Below are 16590 nucleotides of genomic sequence, written 5' to 3' on the forward strand. Positions count from 1 at the left end.
TCAGGCGCGTTCGGCGTAGGCGCCAGCCAGGAAGGCGGCCTTGGCCTTGCTGCGGCTCAGCTTGCCCGACGAGGTCTGGGGCAGGGCGTGGGCGCCGACCAGATGCACCTGGGTCTCGACGCTGTGACGCAGGCGCAGGACGGCGGCGACCTGCTCGGCCAGGGCCTTGCGGGTCTCGGGATCGCCGCCGCGCGCTTGCACCAGCACGACCACGACCTCTTCGCCCTCACCGGGTGTCGAGAAGGCCGCGACGTCGCCGCTGCGCAGCGATTCGATCTCGGCCTCGGCGGTCCATTCCAGGTCCTGCGGCCAGATGTTGCGGCCGTTGAGGATGATCAGGTCCTTGCCGCGACCGGTGATGACGATCTCGCCATCGACCAGGTAGCCCAGATCGCCGGTGTCCAGCCAGCCATCGGCTGACAGCACGCGGGCGGTCTCTTCCGGCTGTTCGAAATATTCCCGCATCAGGCTGGGTCCGCGGGCATAGATCCGGCCAACGCCGCGTTCAGGCAGGATCGCGCCCGTCTCGTCGCGGACCTGCAGTTCGTGGCCGGGCAGGACCGGGCCGTTGCGGGCGAAGTCGCGGGCGCGGTCAGCGTCGCTGGTGATGACCGCAAGACCCTGCTCCAGTTGCTCGACGTCCAGCGTCTCGACCTTCAGGCCCTGACCCAGCGGCGACATCGACAGGGCCAGGGTCGCCTCGGCCATGCCGTAGCTGGCGACAAAGGCGGTGTCGGAGAAGCCCACGGCCTTGAACCGGTCGGCGAAAGCCCGCAACGGGCCCGTACGGATCATGTCGCCGCCCAGGCCGGCGCTGCGCCAGCGCGAGAGGTCAAGGTGTTCGATCGAGGCGGCTTCCGCCCGGCGGGCGCACAGTTCATAGCCGAAGGTGGGGCTGTAGCTGATAGTGCCGCCGTTCTTCGTCATCAGGTCCAACCACATCAGCGGCCGGCGCACGAAGGCTCCCGTGGGCATCAGGTCGACCGACATCTGGCTGGTCATGGGGCTGAGCAGGAAGCCGATCAGGCCCATGTCGTGATAGAGCGGCAACCACGAGATCGCCCGATCATCGGGACGCACCTTCAGGCCGTCGCGGGTGATGGCCACGGCATTGGCCATCAAGGCCCGGTGGGTGACCAGCACCCCGGTCGGGAAGCGCGTGCTGCCAGACGAGAACTGCAGGTAGCAGGTGCGGTCAGGCTCGATCACCGGCAGTTCGGCGCCGGCGGCTTCCGGCAGGTCGGCCAGGGTTCCGGCGAAGCTCAGCGTGGTCTTGGCGGCGATCTCAGGTAGCCAGGCCGCCATGGAGGCGGGACCGATCAGCACCGAGGCCTTGGCCGAGGCCAGCATCCGGGCGATCTGCTCGATATAGGCCTCGCGGCCGCCCAGCGGCGCGGGCAGGGGCAGGGGCGCGGGCGGCAGGCCCGCATATTGGCAGGCGAAGAAGGCGCGGACGAAATCGGCGTCGGTCTCGGCGATCAAGCCGACGCTGTCGCCAGGCGTGGCGCCGGCCGCCAGCAGCCTCTGGGCCAGTTCCAGCGCCTGCTCGCGCAGTGTCGCATAGGGCAGCGCCTCGACCAGTTCGCCGCGCAGGGAATACAGGTTCACGCCCGTCTCGCCCTTGGCCGCGAAATCAAGCGCGGCGGTCAGGGTGGGGAAATCGGCGAAGCGTACGGTTCGCGCGGAGCCAGTCGGAGTCATCATCACCTGTCGCCTTTGGCGTCGTTTGCCTCGTCGGCGCAAGAGGGTTCGTTGTCTCTGAGCACTGACGATCGCGCAAGTGTCGTGCGAAGAGTCAGGAACATGCCGATGGCCATGGCCAGGGCGGCGCCGACCAGGGCCGCGCCGGCGCCGGTCAGACCGAAGGTCATCACCAGCGGCGTTGCAGCGAGCAGGAAGGCGGCGCTGACCATCACCCGCACGCGCAGGGCGGCGCCAGCGGCGCGCATCGAGACCAGCATCGGTTCCAGGGGCAGGGCCAGGATGCCGATCGCGGCCGCCGCGACCTGCCAGGTCATCACGCCCGAAGCCGCGCCGGAAGACTTGCCGACGATCAGGATCAACAGCGGCTTGCCGATCAGGGCGGTCAACAGCAGCAGCCCCCCCGCCACAGCGCCGCCCAGCATGGAAATCTGGAGCGCCAGTTTGCGCATGGCGGCGTCACCGCCCTGGGCCCGCATCTTGGCCAGTTCCGGATAAAGCGCCGGAATCATCAGCCGGGCTGGCTTGGCCATGCCGTCGGCGACCTGACGGCCCACCTTCCAGAACCCGGCGTCTGCGGGGCCCAGCAGGCGACCGACCATCAGGGTGATGACGTGGGTGAACGCCACGTCGAGCGTGCTGTTGAAATTGGTCGCCCAGGCGAACTTCCAGACGCCGGGCAGGCCCGCGCCCAGCGGCCCGATCACCCTGAATTCCTCCAGAAGCCTGCGCTGGAGCAGCTCTCGCCACGCGATTGTCGAGATGTAGAGGAACGAGGCCATGGGGCCGGCGGCCCAGGCGATCAGGTAGACCCATAGCGGCGCGTGCGTCAGGAAGGCGATGCCCGATCCGATCAGCCGGACGGTGGAGTTTATCGCCTGCTCGGCGGCGAGGTAGCGGAAGCGGTCGAACAGCCGCAGCAGGCCCACCGAGGTGGCCGAGGTGGTGAAGATCACGGTCAGGGCATAGAGGGCGGCGGCTGGATCGAGCTCGCGCGGCCAACCCAAAAACCAGCCAAACAGCAGGGCTCCGCCCACGCCCAGCAGCAGGCCGATCAGGCTGCTGGACAGGTCCAGGAACAGGGACAGCCGCACCACCTGCTGGAACAGCGTACGGTCGCCCTCCAGCAGGGGTTTGGCGCCGTATTGCAGGATAGTCTGCCAGGATTGAAACTTGACCACCTCCGTCAGGAACTGGGTGAAGGTGGTGATCATCACCAGCAGGCCCAGCCCCTTGTCGCCCAGGCCGTGGGCGGTCAGACCGATATAGCCCAGGCTGACCACGGCGTTGACCGTGCGACCGCCCAGCAGGGTTCCGGCATTGGCCAGCACGCGGCCCAGGACGGATGTCTCGGCGTTCATGCGGCGCGTAGCAGGCGGTCGGCGATGGCGCGGGCGGCGCGTTCCGACGACGGCGTGGCCGTCAGGTCGAAGCTTTCGGCGAAGCCGGTCTTCTGGGCCTGGATATAGTCGCCATGGCCGGCGCGGGCGGCCTCGATCTGGTCGATCAGGCCGTCGACCTCGGTCAGCACCGGCCCGTACAGCCAGTGATGGAAGCTCTCGTCGCCTCGCCAGGCCGCGTGGGTCGGGTTGAGGAACAGGCAAGGCTTGGGCGTGCGCAGGAACTCGTAGACCTGACTGCTGACGTCGCCCAGATAGATGTCGGCCGCGCGGGTATAGGTCATGTCGATGGCGGCCGGACCGCCCAGGTCGATGTGGATGCGCGGGTGGTCGCGGAAGGGTTTGAGGGCGTTCAGCATGACTGGGCTGGCCCCATCGAACAGCCGGATGTGCGGGGCGAAGATCAGGTTGAAGCGGTCGTCCGCAGCAAACTGTTCCAGCACCCTGACACCGAAGCTGGGCCACGAGCCCAAGGTCGCGTGGAAATGTGGATTATAGACGACGATCGGCTTGGCGTCCGGGAAGGTCGGCAGCGGCGAGCCTGGCAGGGCGTCGATAATGTCGAACTTGGGATAGCCGACCATGGCGCAGTTCTCCGGCTTCACCCAGCCGCCCTCGACCATGCGGTCGCGCTGCTTGGGGCCGGCGGCCATGACCAGATCGAACTGACGCAGGCGCGGCTCGAACACGCCGCCCCGATCGCCGGCGCCGTGCTGGGTATAGACCAGCATCGGCTTGCGAACGCCCAGCTTGCGCAGCATGGCGGTGGTGCGTTCGGGTGTGACGATGGCGTCCATCCGGCCCAGGGCCACGGCGTTGGCGGCCAGCATCAGCGCCTTCGGCGGAGTCGAGGCCGCCTTCAGCCTCATGCCGCGCAGCCAGGCCGGCGGCAGCAGGCGCGAGGTGATCGGCGCGCCGCCGAGGGCCGCCAGAAGTTGGCGGGCGTAGTCCAGATGTTCCTGGGTGGTCGCTGCGATCTCGACCTCAAGCCCGGGCCAGCCACGCGCCAGTGCGACGGCGATCGGCAGGCTGTGCAGGATCTGATGCGTCTGGGCGATGTAGAGGAAGCAAACCTTGGGCCGGGATTGGCGGGGCGTCGACGGGATCATGAGCGGGGCGCCGTTCCGCTCAGTGGCCGGGGTTGAGGCGTGAACGCACTCGCCCCTTGAAAACCACCCGGTCGCCCTTGTCGGTGACCGAATAGCTGTCGGCCTGGACCTTGTTGCCTGACACGCCCGAGCCCTGAACACCCGCGTCGCCCATGACCTGGCCGGTTCGGGTATCGATCACGGCCTTTTCCGTGGAGAAGGCGTAGCCCTCGCCATTGTTGATGCGCACGTCGCCGGTCAACAGCAGCGAGCCCTTGGCCTCGTCATAGACGCCTTGCCTGGACACGACCTGGGTCGGAGCGTCGGAGCCATAGCCCCGGGTCAGTTGAGGAGCCTCAAGCGAGACCTTGTTGGGGTCGATCCTGTCGCGGGTCGCGGCCGAGGCGACGATCAGGAATTCACGCCCATCCTTCATGGCTCCCGTGAAGCGTGGATTTTCCATGCGCAGGGACGCGGCGGCGGCGACCGGGCGGGACGACCTGGCCTCGGTCGCGCGCAGGACCGCCTGGGTGATTATGGACACGGTGACCAGACCTGCCAGAGCGGGCAGGACGAGCCGCAACGCGCTCACGGACTTGCGTCGGCGGGGGCGGGTTTTACGCCTTACAGGGGCGGAGGAGGCGGCGATCCGGAGCATGGCGACCAGGGCAGACGGCGTCGGGCCACCGGCTTAATCCGGTCCGGGCCATCTCCCAAGAGATATTCGGAAGCCGTCCGCCACGGCCGATTGGTCAGGCGCAGGGCCTTGAGCCTAGATCCGTGAGCGGCGGATCATTTCCACGCGGCGAGCCGCGACCTCGCTGCGGGCCTGCTCCAGGGCATCGATCTCCGTGGCTGTAAGCAGGTTGTCGATAACCCGGCCCAGGTGCTCGCGCATGGCGTTGCGGGCCGCCTTGGGATCCCGGGCCTGGAGGGCCAGCAAGATTTCCTGGTGGTCATCGATCAGCGGTTGCACGCCCACCTGGCGCGCGCGTTCCAGCATGGCCCGGCAGAGGGGTGACTTGTAGCGCAGGTCCCAGAGGTTCTCGACCACGGTGACCATGGCGCTGTTGCGGGTGGCTTGAGCGATGGCGACGTGGAAACGCCTGTCGGCCAACTCGCCCTTCACGTGGCGATCGTTCTCCTCGACCATGTCGTCCATGATCGCCGCCAGCTGCTTCAACTCGGCGTCAGTGATCGTGGTGGCGGCCAGGGCGCAGCTTTCGCCCTCGATCAGTCGCCGCGCCTCGGTCAGCTCGAACGCGCCGATATCAAGTTCCGGCGCCGTGATCTCGGGCTGGGGGGCCTGGGTGACATAGACGCCGGAGCCATGGCGTGCCTCCACCAGACCGCGGATCTCCAGCGCGATCATGGCTTCGCGCACCGTGGGGCGACTGACCTTGTAATCCTCGGCCAGATCCCGTTCCGAAGGCAGGCGCTGGCCGGGCATGTACTGGCCTTCGCGGATCGACTCGGCGATCGCATTGGCGACTTGCTGGTAGAGCTTGCGGGTTTCAGCGGTCGAAGTGGTCATGGGACTCTTTTGCCTGACTGGCAGGACCGGGGCGAGCGCAAAAATAGTGCGGCAAAAGGGGCTGCGCTATGGCCAAAGGTCTAGCCTTGGTGGTTCGGCCTGCCTAAAGTGGTAAGGCCAATTATCAGCCAACGTTCAGGTTCATGCTCAAGATCATCGACGCCAAGGTCATCGTCACGTGCCCCGGCCGTAACTTCGTCACCGTGAAGATCACCACCTCCGACGGGGTCTATGGGATTGGCGACGCTACCCTGAACGGGCGGGAGCTGGCCGTCGTCAGCTATCTGCAGGACCATATGCTGCCCTGCCTGATCGGGCGCGACGCGCACCGGATCGAGGATATCTGGCAGTTCTTCTATCGGGGTTCCTACTGGCGCGGCGGCCCCGTGGCGATGACCGCCCTGGCGGCGGTCGACATGGCGCTGTGGGATATCAAGGGTAAGGTCGCGGGTCTGCCGGTCTACCAGCTGATGGGCGGCGCCTGCCGCGAGGGCGTTACCGTCTATGGCCACGCCAACGGCGAGACGATCGACGACACGATCCAGGAAGCCCTGAAATACAAGGCGATGGGCTACAAGGCCATCCGCCTGCAGACCGGGGTGCCTGGATTGGCCAGCACCTATGGCGTGTCGGGCGACAAGCTGTTCTACGAGCCCGCCGACGCGGACCTGCCGACCGAGAATCTGTGGTCGACGTCGAAATATCTGAACCACGCGCCCAAGCTGTTCGAGGCCGCGCGCGAGGCCCTGGGCTGGGACGTGCACCTGCTTCACGACGTTCATCACCGGCTGACCCCGATCGAGGCTGCGCGTCTGGGCAAGGACCTGGAGCCATACCGCCTGTTCTGGCTGGAGGACGCCGTGCCGGCCGAGAACCAGGCAGGCTTCCGCCTCATTCGCCAGCACACGACCACGCCGCTCGCCGTGGGCGAGATCTTCAGCCATGTCTGGGACGCCAATATCCTGATCCAGGAACAGCTGATCGACTATCTGCGCGCCACGGTCCTGCACGCCGGCGGCATCACGAACCTGAAGAAGATCGCGGCCTTCGCCGACATGCATCATGTGAAGACGGGATGCCATGGCGCCACCGACCTCTCGCCGGTGACCATGGCGGCGGCGCTGCACTTTGACATGTCGATCCCGAACTTCGGCCTGCAGGAATATATGCGCCACACGCCGGAGACGGACGCCGTGTTCCCGCATGCCTACACCTTCGCCGACGGGATGTTGCACCCGAACGACGCGCCGGGCCTGGGCGTCGATATCGATGAGGCGCTGGCCGAGAAATATCCGTACCGGCGCGCCTACCTGCCTGTGAACCGTCTCGAGGACGGCACGATGTTCAACTGGTAGTCGGGGAGGGCATCAGGTCGACGCGAAGCGTGGCTTGATGTCTCTTTCACATCCACATCTTTGATCGAAACTGGCCTGACCAAATTTCGACTGTCGCTCTGCGGGGCGTGGACGATGAGCCCGTTTCAGGCGTGGCACTGTCGCGGCTTTCCTGACGAACCGGGAGCGCGAGCCCCTGGCGCCGTACTGACCACTGGCCTTGGTATAGCAGACAAGAGAACGGCCGGCGGACCTTGAGCCCGCCGGCCGCCTCACATCCCGAAAGGATTAGCCGTTGACGGCGTCCTTCAGTTGCTTCGCCGGCGTGAACGCGACCTTCTTGGAGGCGGCGATCTCGATGGCGGCGCCCGTGGCCGGGTTGCGGCCGGTGCGGGCCGGCTTGGCCTGGACCTTGAACTTGCCGAAGCCGGGGATCGAGACTTCTTCGCCCTTCACGGCGGCTTCCGTCAGCGACTTGAAGACGCCGTCGATGATCGACTTGGCCTGAGCCTTGGTCAGCTTGTCGTCAGCAGCAACGGCGGCGTCGACGAGATCCGAAACGTTCATGATGTTAGCTCATCTCAAGTGGAATCAAGGAGCCTAGACCCTGACGAACCGGGAAGGATTTGTCACGTCACTCCAGCAAATTGGGGCATTTCTCGATCGTTTGGGGCATGGTCGACCTTCAAACGGCCGTCAGGGTTCGCAAAAATGCCGAACGATCTGATTGTGACCCCTCGTGACGCTCAACTCATGCCATGGTAGCGATAACGAAAACGGGGGAAATGCATGGCCAACGCCAAGAATCTGGGTGCGAAGGACGGTGTGGTGGTCGGCCGCAAGGACGGACTCGTCATTGGCGCGGCGTCGGTGGGCACCGTTTTCGAGTGGTATGACTTCTACCTGTACGGCTCGCTGGCCACCTATATCACCCACCATTTCTTCTCCGGCGTGAACGAAACGACGGGCTACATATTCGCCCTGCTGGCCTTTGCGGCCGGCTTCGCGGTTCGTCCGTTCGGGGCTCTGGTGTTTGGCCGACTGGGCGACCTGTGGGGACGCAAGAACACCTTCCTGGTCACCATGCTGCTGATGGGCCTGTCGACCTTCGTGGTTGGTCTGCTGCCCAGCTATGAGAAGATCGGAATCATCGCGCCCGTGGCGCTGGTGATCATGCGCCTGATCCAGGGACTGGCCCTCGGCGGCGAATATGGCGGCGCCGCGACCTATGTGGCCGAGCACGCCCCGGCCAACCGGCGTGGCCTCTACACCAGCTTCATCCAGATCACGGCCACCTTCGGCCTGTTCCTGAGCCTGATCGTCATCCTGCTGACGCGCAACGTCGTCGGCGAGGACGCCTTCAAGGAGTTCGGCTGGCGGATCCCCTTCCTGATTTCGGTTCTGCTGCTGGGCGTTTCGCTATGGATCCGCCTGCAACTGGCCGAAAGCCCCTCGTTCCTGAAGATGGTCGATGAGGGCAAGGGCAGCAAGCAGCCGCTGACCGACTCCTTCGCCAAGTGGGGAAACCTGAAGATCGTGATCCTGGCCCTGGTGGGCCTGACCGCAGGCCAGGCCGTGGTTTGGTACACCGGCCAGTTCTACGCCCTGTTCTTCCTGGAGAAGATGCTCAAGGTCGATGGCGGGCTGACCAATGGACTGGTGGCGATCTCGCTCCTCATCGGCACGCCGTTCTTCGTGTTCTTCGGCTGGCTTTCGGACAAGATCGGCCGCAAGTGGATCATCATGGCCGGCTGCGTCCTGGCCTGTCTCACCTACTTCCCGCTGTTCAAGACCTTGACCGTCGCCGCCAATCCGCGACTGGCCGCCGCCGTCGCCGGCTCGCCGGTCACGGTGGTCGCCGATCCCGCGGACTGCTCCTTCCAGTTCGATCCTATCGGCAAGACGGTGTTCAATACCTCCTGCGATCTGGCCAAGTCGTATCTGGCCAAGGCCGGCGTGACCTATGCAAACGCCGCCGCGCCCGCCGGATCCGTCGCCGAGGTCCGGATCGGCGCGACGGTGCTGCCCTCCTTCGCCGGGGCCTCGCTCGACAAGGCCACTTTCAAGGCTCGCAAGGCGGCCTGGGAGGCCCAGTTGGGCGCGGCGCTGAAGACCGCCGGATATCCCGCCAAGGCGGACAGCGCCCTGGTCAACAAGCCGCTGGTGGTCGGCATCCTGGCCTTGCTGGTGATCTATGTGACCATGGTCTACGGGCCGATCGCCGCCATGCTGGTCGAGATGTTCCCGACCAATATCCGCTACACCTCGATGAGCCTGCCCTACCATATCGGCAATGGCTGGTTCGGCGGCTTCCTGCCCACAACGGCCTTCGCCATGGTCGCCGCAACGGGAAACATCTACTACGGTCTCTGGTACCCGATCGTCGTCGCCGGCGTCACCGCCGTGATCGGCATCCTGTTTCTGAAGGAAACCAAGGACGTGGATATCGAAGCCTAGACCTGGCGGGCGGCTGGCCGTTGCGCCAGTCGCCAGAGCCTGCCAAACACGGGTGATGATCGGTCACCTGTTGGCCATGGCGATCGCCCGAGGATCCTGAGCGAGTGTCGAAACGAACGAGCGACAGCCTTGAAGGCGACGCCGCGCGAGACGGTCGAACCTCTGTTCGCCTGCACGGGACGATCGCCCGCGATCTCGGCGTGGAGATCGTTTCTGGCCGTTACGCTCCGGGTCATGTGCTGGCCAATGAGGTCGAGGCCAGCGTGCAGTTGGGGGTCTCGCGCAGCGCCTATCGCGAGGCGATCCGCATCCTGGCCGCAAAGGGGCTGGTCGACAGTCGTCCCAAGACCGGCACCCGCGTCAACGCCAGGAGCCGCTGGAACCTGCTGGATCCCGAGGTGCTGGCCTGGATCTTCGAGACCGAGCCCAGTGACGAGTTTCTCAAGGGCCTTTTCGAGCTGCGGATGATCGTCGAACCCTCGGCCGCCGCTTTCGCGGCCGAGCGCCGCAGCGAACAACAGGTTGAGCGCATGCGCCAGGCCCTCATCGCCATGCAGCAGCACACCCTGGCCACCGAGCCGGGCAGGGCGGCGGATCGCGACTTCCATGACTCCGTGCTCGAAGCGACGGGCAATGACGCCCTGATCAGTCTGTCCAGCAGCATCGGCGCGGCCGTGCGCTGGACCACGATCTTCAAGCAGCGCAAGAGCGAACTGGCCCGCGACCCGATGCCCGAACACTGGAAGGTGTTCGACGCCATCGTCGCCCAGCGTCCGCAGGAGGCGCGTCAGGCCATGGAGCGTCTGGTGGGCCTGGCGCTGGAAGACACGCGCGCCGTGCTGAACCGCTAAGGGCCGGCCCTCACAGGCTAGCGATACGAACCTCGACTTTCGCTTCAGCCGCGCCAACGGCGTTGCGCAGCGGATAGTGAAACGGCGCGGCTTCGATCTCGAATACATCGCCGACCTGGGTCTTTACACCGTCGCTGAACGACAGGGTCGCCGTGCCGAAGAAGTGCACATGCACGTCTCCCGGTCGGCGGAACAGATCGTACTTGAAGTGGTGGTGTTCCAGATTGGCGATGGTGTGGCTCATATTGGCCTCGCCCGACAGGAATGGCTTTTCCCACATCACCTTGCCGTCCCGCAGGATCCGGCTTGAGCCGCGCACGTCGGCGGGCAGGGGACCGGTCAGCAGCTCGGGTCCCAGGGCCGCGCGGCGCAGCTTGGAATGCGCCAGCCACAGATAGTTACCCCGTTCAATGACATGGTCCGAGAACTCGTTGGCCAGGCAGAAGCCCAGGCGGTGTGGGGCGCCGTCCGGCCCGATCAGATAGATTCCGGCGATCTCTGGCTCTTCGCCGCCGTCCAGCGCGAAGGCGGGCGAGATCAGCGGTTGACCGGAGGCCACCACATGACCGCCGTCGCCCTTGTAGAACCATTCAGGCTGGACGCCGGTCTCCCCGGGAGCGGGCTTGCCGCCCTCGACGCCCATCAGAAACATCCGCATGGAGTCGGTGGGCTTGTCAGTGGCCTGGGCGGCCTTGTGCATCTTGTCGCGGCCCTCGGCCGAGCCCAGGTGGGTCAGGCCGGTGCCGCTGAGCACCAGGTGCGCCGGATCCGGATGGTCGATCGGGGCCATGATGCGTCCGTCGGCGATGGCGGCGGGCAGGTCGATCTCGTCGCCCAACGGATGGGACTGGGCGCTTTCCGTCAGCGTGCATCCCGCTGCCAGGGCCGCCTGAGCAAGGCTCAGGAGGGTATCTGCGGTCGTGATGCGTCTGGCCTGGCCCGCGTCATTGACGCCCGCCAGCATCCGGTCGCCGTCTTCGCCGCGCAATTGAACGAACCGCATCACCATGGCCGAGCCTCTCGTCGCGGGGAGATATCCGCTTTCACTCGGACAAATATCCGCTGGACCTGACCTGTCAAACCAAAACGCAGACAATTCGAGACGGCTGGAGCCCCGGCAATCGCCACGCGGGCGGCAATGATCCAAACCTTCCGAGCGAAATCCCTTTGCCATGCGTCGTCGAGCTTCGATCACTAAAACTCAGACAAGAGTTCATTTGTGGTAGCAATGGGCGTCGGGGCGCTCTAATTTCCGGTTCGACCACGCTTCGCCGCCCCTTCGGATTTTGAGCTCCAGACCGCCATGACTTCGTCCGCCTCCCAGCCGCCGCGTCTTCGTTCCCGCGCCTGGTTCGACAATCCCGACAATGTCGACATGACCGCGCTCTATCTGGAGCGCTATCTGAACTACGGCCTGTCGCTGGAGGAGCTGCAGTCGGGCAAACCGATCATCGGCATCGCCCAGACGGGCTCTGATCTTTCGCCCTGCAACCGCCATCACCTGGTCCTGGCCGAGCGCGTGCGCGAAGGCATCCGCACCGCGGGCGGCATCGCGCTGGAGTTTCCGGTCCATCCGATCCAGGAAACCGGCAAGCGGCCGACGGCGGGCCTTGACCGCAACCTCTCCTATCTGGGTCTGGTGGAGACGCTGTACGGCTATCCGATCGACGGCGTGGTGCTGACCATCGGCTGCGACAAGACCACGCCCGCCTGCCTGATGGCCGCGGCGACGGTGAACATCCCGGCCATCGCGCTGTCGGTCGGTCCGATGCTGAACGGCTGGCACAAGGGCGAGCGCACCGGCTCTGGCACCATCGTCTGGAAGGCCCGCGAAATGCTGGCCGCTGGCGAGATCGACAAGGCCGGATTCATCAAGTTGGTGGCCAGTTCGGCGCCCTCGACCGGCTATTGCAACACCATGGGCACGGCTACGACCATGAACTCGCTGACCGAGGCCCTGGGCATGTCGCTGCCCGGGTCGGCCGCCATTCCCGCGCCCTATCGCGACCGTCAGCAGAACGCCTACGAGACCGGCTTGCGCATCGTCGAGATGGTGGCCGAAGACCTCAAGCCGTCGGACATCCTGACGCGCGAGGCCTTCCTGAACGCCATCGTCGTGAATTCCGCGATCGGGGGCTCGACCAACGCTCCGATCCATCTCAATGCCCTGGCCCGCCATATCGGCGCGGACTTGGCGCTGGACGACTGGCAGACCCACGGCGAGGAGGTGCCTCTGCTGGTCAACCTTCAGCCCGCCGGAGAGTATTTGGGCGAAGACTATTATCGCGCCGGCGGCGTGCCGGCCGTGTTCGGCCAGCTGATCGGCCAGGGCCTGATCCACGAGGACGCCCGCGCCGTCTCGGGCAAGACGATCGGCGAGCAGTATCGCGGCGTGGAGATCGAGGACGAGGCGGTGATCCGCCCGTTCGACAGGCCGCTGGTTGAACGGGCCGGCTTCGTGGTCATGCGCGGCAACCTGTTCAACTCGGCGATCATGAAGACCAGCGTGATCTCCAAGGAGTTCCGCGACCGCTATCTGTCCAATCCCGACGATCCGGAAGCCTTCGAAGGCGACGCCGTGGTGTTCGATGGCCCCGAGGACTACCACCACCGGATCGACGATCCCTCGGTGGGCATCACGGTCAACTCGATCCTGTTCATGCGGGGCGCGGGGCCGATCGGCTATCCAGGCGCGGCCGAGGTCGTGAACATGCGGGCGCCCGACTATCTTCTGAAGCAGGGCGTGCACGTGCTGCCCTGCCTGGGTGACGGGCGACAGTCAGGCACCTCGGGTTCGCCTTCGATCCTCAACGCCTCCCCCGAGGCGGCGGCGGGCGGCGGACTGGCCCTGCTGAAGAGCGGCGACCGGGTGCGCATCGATCTTCGCAAGTCGCGCGTCGATGTGCTGATCACGCCGCTGGAAATTTCCGAACGTCGCAAGGCGCTCGAGGCCGCTGGCGGCTACGCCTATCCGGAAAGCCAGACGCCCTGGCAGGAAATCCAGCGCGCCGTGGTCGGTCAGCTGGAAACCGGAGCGGTGATCGAGCCGGCCATCAAGTACCAGAGGATCGCCCAGACCAAGGGACTGCCGCGCGACAATCACTGACGCGCGGCCATCGCCTATTTCTCGGTCGTGAGGCGGAAAACCATCGTGTTGCTGTAGGTCTTGCCGGGATCGAGGCGCACCGGCGCGAACTGCGGCTTGTTGGGCGCGTCGGGGAAGTGCTGCGGCTCCAGGGCGATGCCGTCGCCCTGACGATAGATCTTGCCGGCCTTGCCTGAAGTCGTGCCGTCGAGGAAGTTGCCGGCATAGAACTGGATGCCCGGCTGGTCGGTGAGGATTTCCAGGACCCGCCCGCTCTTGGGATCAGACAGTCGCGCGCCCAGTCGCGGCGCGGCGCCTGACTTGCCGTTCAGGACGTAGTTGTGGTCATAGCCCCGGCCCACGACGATCTGCGGATCGCTGGCGTCGCGGATGCGGTCGCCCACGATCCGGGGCTTGCGGAAGTCAAAGGCGCCGCTGGCCACAGGCGTCGTCGCGCCCGTGGGGATCAGTTCCGCGTCGACTGGCGAATAGCCGTCTGCGGCGATCATCAGCACGTTGCCCATGGCCCCGTCGGACGAGCCTTCGCCGGCCATGTTGAACAGGGCGTGGTTGGTCATGTTGATGATCGTCGGCTTGTCGGTCGTGGCGCCATAGGTGACCGTCAGCTGGTTCTGCTCGTCCAGGGCGTAGGTCGCCGTGGCGGTCAGGGTTCCGGGATAGCCTTCCTCGCCGTCGGGGCTGAGATGGGTGAAGGTGACCGAGGCCACGGGGCCCTTCTTGAGGTCGGCGACCTTCCAGATCACCTTGTCGAAGCCTTTGACGCCGCCATGCAGGGCCGCGACGCCGTTGTTGTTGAGCGCCAGCTGATAGGTCTTGCCGTCCAGCGTGAAGCGACCCTTGCCGATGCGGTTAGCGAAACGGCCGACCGATGCGCCAAAATAGCTGGCGTTCTTCACATAGGCGGCGGCGTCGCTGTAGCCGAGCACGATGTCGGCCCTCTTCCCGGCCTTGTCGGGCGCGATCAGGGCCTGCAGCGTCGCGCCGTAGGTGATCACGGTGGCGCTGACGCCATGGCCATTGGTCAGGGTTATGGCCTCGACCTCAGCCCCGTCGGGCGTCTTGCCGAACGATGCGCGCGCATAGTCCGCAGCCAGGGCGGAGACAGGCAGGCAGGCGGTGGCGAGGAGCAAGCAGCCAAGCGAGATACGGAGTCGATAACCCATGGCGTTTCCTCTTGCAGTCGCGCTGGCCAGCGTTCGTGGCTTCTGCGCTCTGATATACTCTGACAATTAAAGTCGTTGCAATCCGGGAGGAGTCCTGGGCCGTCTGGACCGCCGCGCGGGGGGGATTGATCCAGATCACGGTGCGCGACGCACGGATCACGCTCTTGTTTCCGGGCGGCTGTTCGGGCCCGCGCTCGTCATTGCAGTAGCGCCGCTCGGGTCAAGGCTGGACGGCGCGGGCGCGGCGACTTCATTCTCTCGATTAGACAAGAAGAAAGAGATCCCATGGCCGTCAGTCTCACCTTTCACGGCGCGGCCGAATGCGTGACGGGCTTCTGCGCCCGTCTGAGCGGCGAAGGCTTCAGCATCCTCATCGACTGCGGGATGTTTCAGGGCTCCAAGACCCTCAAGGCGCTCAACTACGATCCCTTTCCCTTCGATGTCGACGCCATCGACGCGGTGCTGCTGACCCATGCCCATATCGACCACTCTGGCATGCTGCCCAAGCTCATGCGCGCCGGCTATTCCGGCCCGATCTACGCGACCGCGCCGACCCGGGCGCTGTGCGAGGTGATGCTGGCCGACGCGGGTGAGATCCAGGAGAGCGAGGTCTTCCACCTCAATCGTCGCAATCAGCAACGCGGTCGCCCGCTCGTCGAAGCCGTCTACACCGCCAGGGACGCCGCAAAGACGATGGACCTGTTCGAGACGGTCAAGCTCGACCAGATCGTCGACATCGCTCCGGGCGTCAGGGCCCGGTACTGGAACGCCGGCCACATGCTGGGCGCGTGCTCCGTCGAGGTGATCCTGGGTCCTGACGACGACGCGGAACGGATCCTGTTTTCGGGCGACCTCGGCGCGGGCGGTCAGGATTATCTGCCCGAGCCCACGGGGGCGGCGGGCGTCGATCATCTGGTGCTGGAATCCACCTACGGCAACCGGGAGCGCCAAAGGGTCGACACCCGCGAGCGGCGCCGACTTCTGGCCGAGGAACTGCGTCAGGCTCACGCCGCCGGCGGGCCGCTGTTGATGCCGACCTTCGCGGTCGGCCGCGCCCAGGAACTGCTGCTCGATATCCTGGCGGTCATGGAATCCGGCGACGCGCCGCGCGGTGAGATCTTCCTGGATTCGCCTCTCGCCATCGAAGCGACTGACGTCTTCCTGGCGCGAGGGTGGAACCGCGACACTGAGGCCAACCCCTTCACCAGCCTGCGGCACGCCCCCAACCTTCACCTCTTGATGAAGCCTCAGGAGAGCGATCAGCTGGAAAAGCTGCGAGACTGGCACATCATCCTGGCGGGCAGCGGCATGTGCGACGCGGGGCGTATCCGTCGCCACCTCAAGCGCTTGCTATGGCGCTCGGAGGTGACGGTGCTGATCTCGGGATTCCAGGCGGCCGGAACGCTGGGGCGGTTGCTGGTGGATGGCAAGAAGCTGGTGCGCATCCAGGGCGACGACTTTCAGGTCAAGGCGCGGATTCGCGTGCTGGACGTATATTCGGCCCATGCCGACGCCAACGGCCTGGTGCGTTGGGCGATGGCGCGCCAACCGATCAGGGGGCAGGTCTTCCTGGCGCATGGCGAACCCGAAGCGCTGGCGGGCCTTGCGGAACGGCTCGAGACGGCGGGCTTTCCGGCGGGGCGCATCACCACGCCGGCCTTGGACGACACCTTTGAATTGACCCGTTCCGAGGCGCGCCAGGTCGCGGGGCGGGCGCCCAGACTGGAGCCGGGAAAGGCCTCGGCGCTGGACTGGCATAACCAGCGCGCCGACCTTTTTGCTCGCCTCAACGCCAGGATCCAGGAGGCTCCGACCGAAGAGGCGAGGTCGCGGCTGCTGCGGGCGCTGGAGGCGGCCCTGGACGAGGCAGACGGGTCCACGACCTGATCCGCCGATCACCTCCGCAGCAAGGGGGCGGTGGGCGGATTTCACCATTTTCGCCACTGCCCGCGATCT

Annotated in this window: 13 protein-coding genes; 5 read left to right on the top strand and 8 right to left on the bottom strand. The window is 65.8% G+C overall.

Going from position 1 to position 16590, the window contains the following annotated elements; genetic code table 11:
- The 5 genes from ACQY9P_RS16440 to ACQY9P_RS16460 form a co-directional block, all read right to left on the bottom strand.
- Positions 1-1704, bottom strand: coding sequence for a fatty acyl-AMP ligase (locus ACQY9P_RS16440; protein WP_421738140.1), 1704 nt, complete (start codon positions 1702-1704; stop codon positions 1-3).
- Complete coding sequence (locus ACQY9P_RS16445; protein ID WP_421738139.1) at positions 1704-3062, bottom strand: lipopolysaccharide biosynthesis protein; 1359 nt, start codon at positions 3060-3062, stop codon at positions 1704-1706. The genes ACQY9P_RS16440 and ACQY9P_RS16445 overlap by 1 nt, the downstream gene beginning before the upstream one ends.
- Entirely contained in the window at positions 3059-4210 is a 1152-nt protein-coding gene (locus tag ACQY9P_RS16450; RefSeq protein ID WP_421738138.1) for a glycerophosphotransferase, read from the bottom strand. The genes ACQY9P_RS16445 and ACQY9P_RS16450 overlap by 4 nt, the downstream gene beginning before the upstream one ends.
- 19 nt (positions 4211-4229) lie before the next feature.
- Complete coding sequence (gene lptC, locus ACQY9P_RS16455) at positions 4230-4781, bottom strand: LPS export ABC transporter periplasmic protein LptC (RefSeq protein ID WP_421738137.1); 552 nt, start codon at positions 4779-4781, stop codon at positions 4230-4232.
- A gap of 180 nt (positions 4782-4961) precedes the next feature.
- Complete coding sequence (locus tag ACQY9P_RS16460; RefSeq protein WP_421738136.1) at positions 4962-5723, bottom strand: FadR/GntR family transcriptional regulator; 762 nt, start codon at positions 5721-5723, stop codon at positions 4962-4964.
- 143 nt (positions 5724-5866) lie between these two features.
- Between ACQY9P_RS16460 and manD the strand changes: the two genes are divergently transcribed.
- Positions 5867-7078: a D-mannonate dehydratase ManD gene (gene manD, locus ACQY9P_RS16465; RefSeq protein ID WP_421738135.1), complete on the top strand. Its 1212-nt coding sequence runs from the start codon at positions 5867-5869 to the stop codon at positions 7076-7078.
- 267 nt (positions 7079-7345) lie between these two features.
- Here manD and ACQY9P_RS16470 read toward each other — a convergent pair whose 3' ends face one another.
- Entirely contained in the window at positions 7346-7624 is a 279-nt protein-coding gene (locus ACQY9P_RS16470) for an HU family DNA-binding protein (RefSeq protein ID WP_035046230.1), read from the bottom strand.
- Positions 7625-7846: 222 nt separating this feature from the next.
- Between ACQY9P_RS16470 and ACQY9P_RS16475 the strand changes: the two genes are divergently transcribed.
- Positions 7847-9514: an MFS transporter gene (locus ACQY9P_RS16475; RefSeq protein WP_421738134.1), complete on the top strand. Its 1668-nt coding sequence runs from the start codon at positions 7847-7849 to the stop codon at positions 9512-9514.
- Between the two features lie 104 nt (positions 9515-9618).
- The gene (locus tag ACQY9P_RS16480; protein ID WP_421738133.1) at positions 9619-10365 is read left to right on the top strand and encodes a FadR/GntR family transcriptional regulator; all 747 of its coding nucleotides are present in this window, start codon (positions 9619-9621) and stop codon (positions 10363-10365) included.
- Between the two features lie 10 nt (positions 10366-10375).
- Here ACQY9P_RS16480 and araD1 read toward each other — a convergent pair whose 3' ends face one another.
- Entirely contained in the window at positions 10376-11374 is a 999-nt protein-coding gene (gene araD1 / locus ACQY9P_RS16485; RefSeq protein ID WP_421738132.1) for an AraD1 family protein, read from the bottom strand.
- 294 nt (positions 11375-11668) lie between these two features.
- On the opposite strand from araD1, the gene ACQY9P_RS16490 reads away from it, so the two are divergent.
- Positions 11669-13471: an IlvD/Edd family dehydratase gene (locus ACQY9P_RS16490; protein ID WP_421738131.1), complete on the top strand. Its 1803-nt coding sequence runs from the start codon at positions 11669-11671 to the stop codon at positions 13469-13471.
- A 14-nt stretch (positions 13472-13485) separates the two neighbouring features.
- Here ACQY9P_RS16490 and ACQY9P_RS16495 read toward each other — a convergent pair whose 3' ends face one another.
- Positions 13486-14634: an aldose epimerase family protein gene (locus tag ACQY9P_RS16495; protein ID WP_421738130.1), complete on the bottom strand. Its 1149-nt coding sequence runs from the start codon at positions 14632-14634 to the stop codon at positions 13486-13488.
- Positions 14635-14919: 285 nt separating this feature from the next.
- On the opposite strand from ACQY9P_RS16495, the gene ACQY9P_RS16500 reads away from it, so the two are divergent.
- Entirely contained in the window at positions 14920-16521 is a 1602-nt protein-coding gene (locus ACQY9P_RS16500; protein WP_421738129.1) for an MBL fold metallo-hydrolase RNA specificity domain-containing protein, read from the top strand.
- Positions 16522-16590 lie beyond the last annotated feature (69 nt).

Source organism: Caulobacter sp. (genome assembly GCF_965279145.1).
GTDB lineage: Bacteria > Pseudomonadota > Alphaproteobacteria > Caulobacterales > Caulobacteraceae > Caulobacter.

Coding starts and splice junctions, on each gene's coding strand:
- ACQY9P_RS16440 (WP_421738140.1), bottom strand. CDS start 1,704: ATGATGACTCCGACTGGCTCCGCGCGAACCGTACGCTTCGCCGATTTC.
- ACQY9P_RS16445 (WP_421738139.1), bottom strand. CDS start 3,062: ATGAACGCCGAGACATCCGTCCTGGGCCGCGTGCTGGCCAATGCCGGA.
- ACQY9P_RS16450 (WP_421738138.1), bottom strand. CDS start 4,210: ATGATCCCGTCGACGCCCCGCCAATCCCGGCCCAAGGTTTGCTTCCTC.
- ACQY9P_RS16460 (WP_421738136.1), bottom strand. CDS start 5,723: ATGACCACTTCGACCGCTGAAACCCGCAAGCTCTACCAGCAAGTCGCC.
- manD (WP_421738135.1), top strand. CDS start 5,867: ATGCTCAAGATCATCGACGCCAAGGTCATCGTCACGTGCCCCGGCCGT.
- ACQY9P_RS16470 (WP_035046230.1), bottom strand. CDS start 7,624: ATGAACGTTTCGGATCTCGTCGACGCCGCCGTTGCTGCTGACGACAAG.
- ACQY9P_RS16475 (WP_421738134.1), top strand. CDS start 7,847: ATGGCCAACGCCAAGAATCTGGGTGCGAAGGACGGTGTGGTGGTCGGC.
- araD1 (WP_421738132.1), bottom strand. CDS start 11,374: ATGGTGATGCGGTTCGTTCAATTGCGCGGCGAAGACGGCGACCGGATG.
- ACQY9P_RS16490 (WP_421738131.1), top strand. CDS start 11,669: ATGACTTCGTCCGCCTCCCAGCCGCCGCGTCTTCGTTCCCGCGCCTGG.
- ACQY9P_RS16495 (WP_421738130.1), bottom strand. CDS start 14,634: ATGGGTTATCGACTCCGTATCTCGCTTGGCTGCTTGCTCCTCGCCACC.
- ACQY9P_RS16500 (WP_421738129.1), top strand. CDS start 14,920: ATGGCCGTCAGTCTCACCTTTCACGGCGCGGCCGAATGCGTGACGGGC.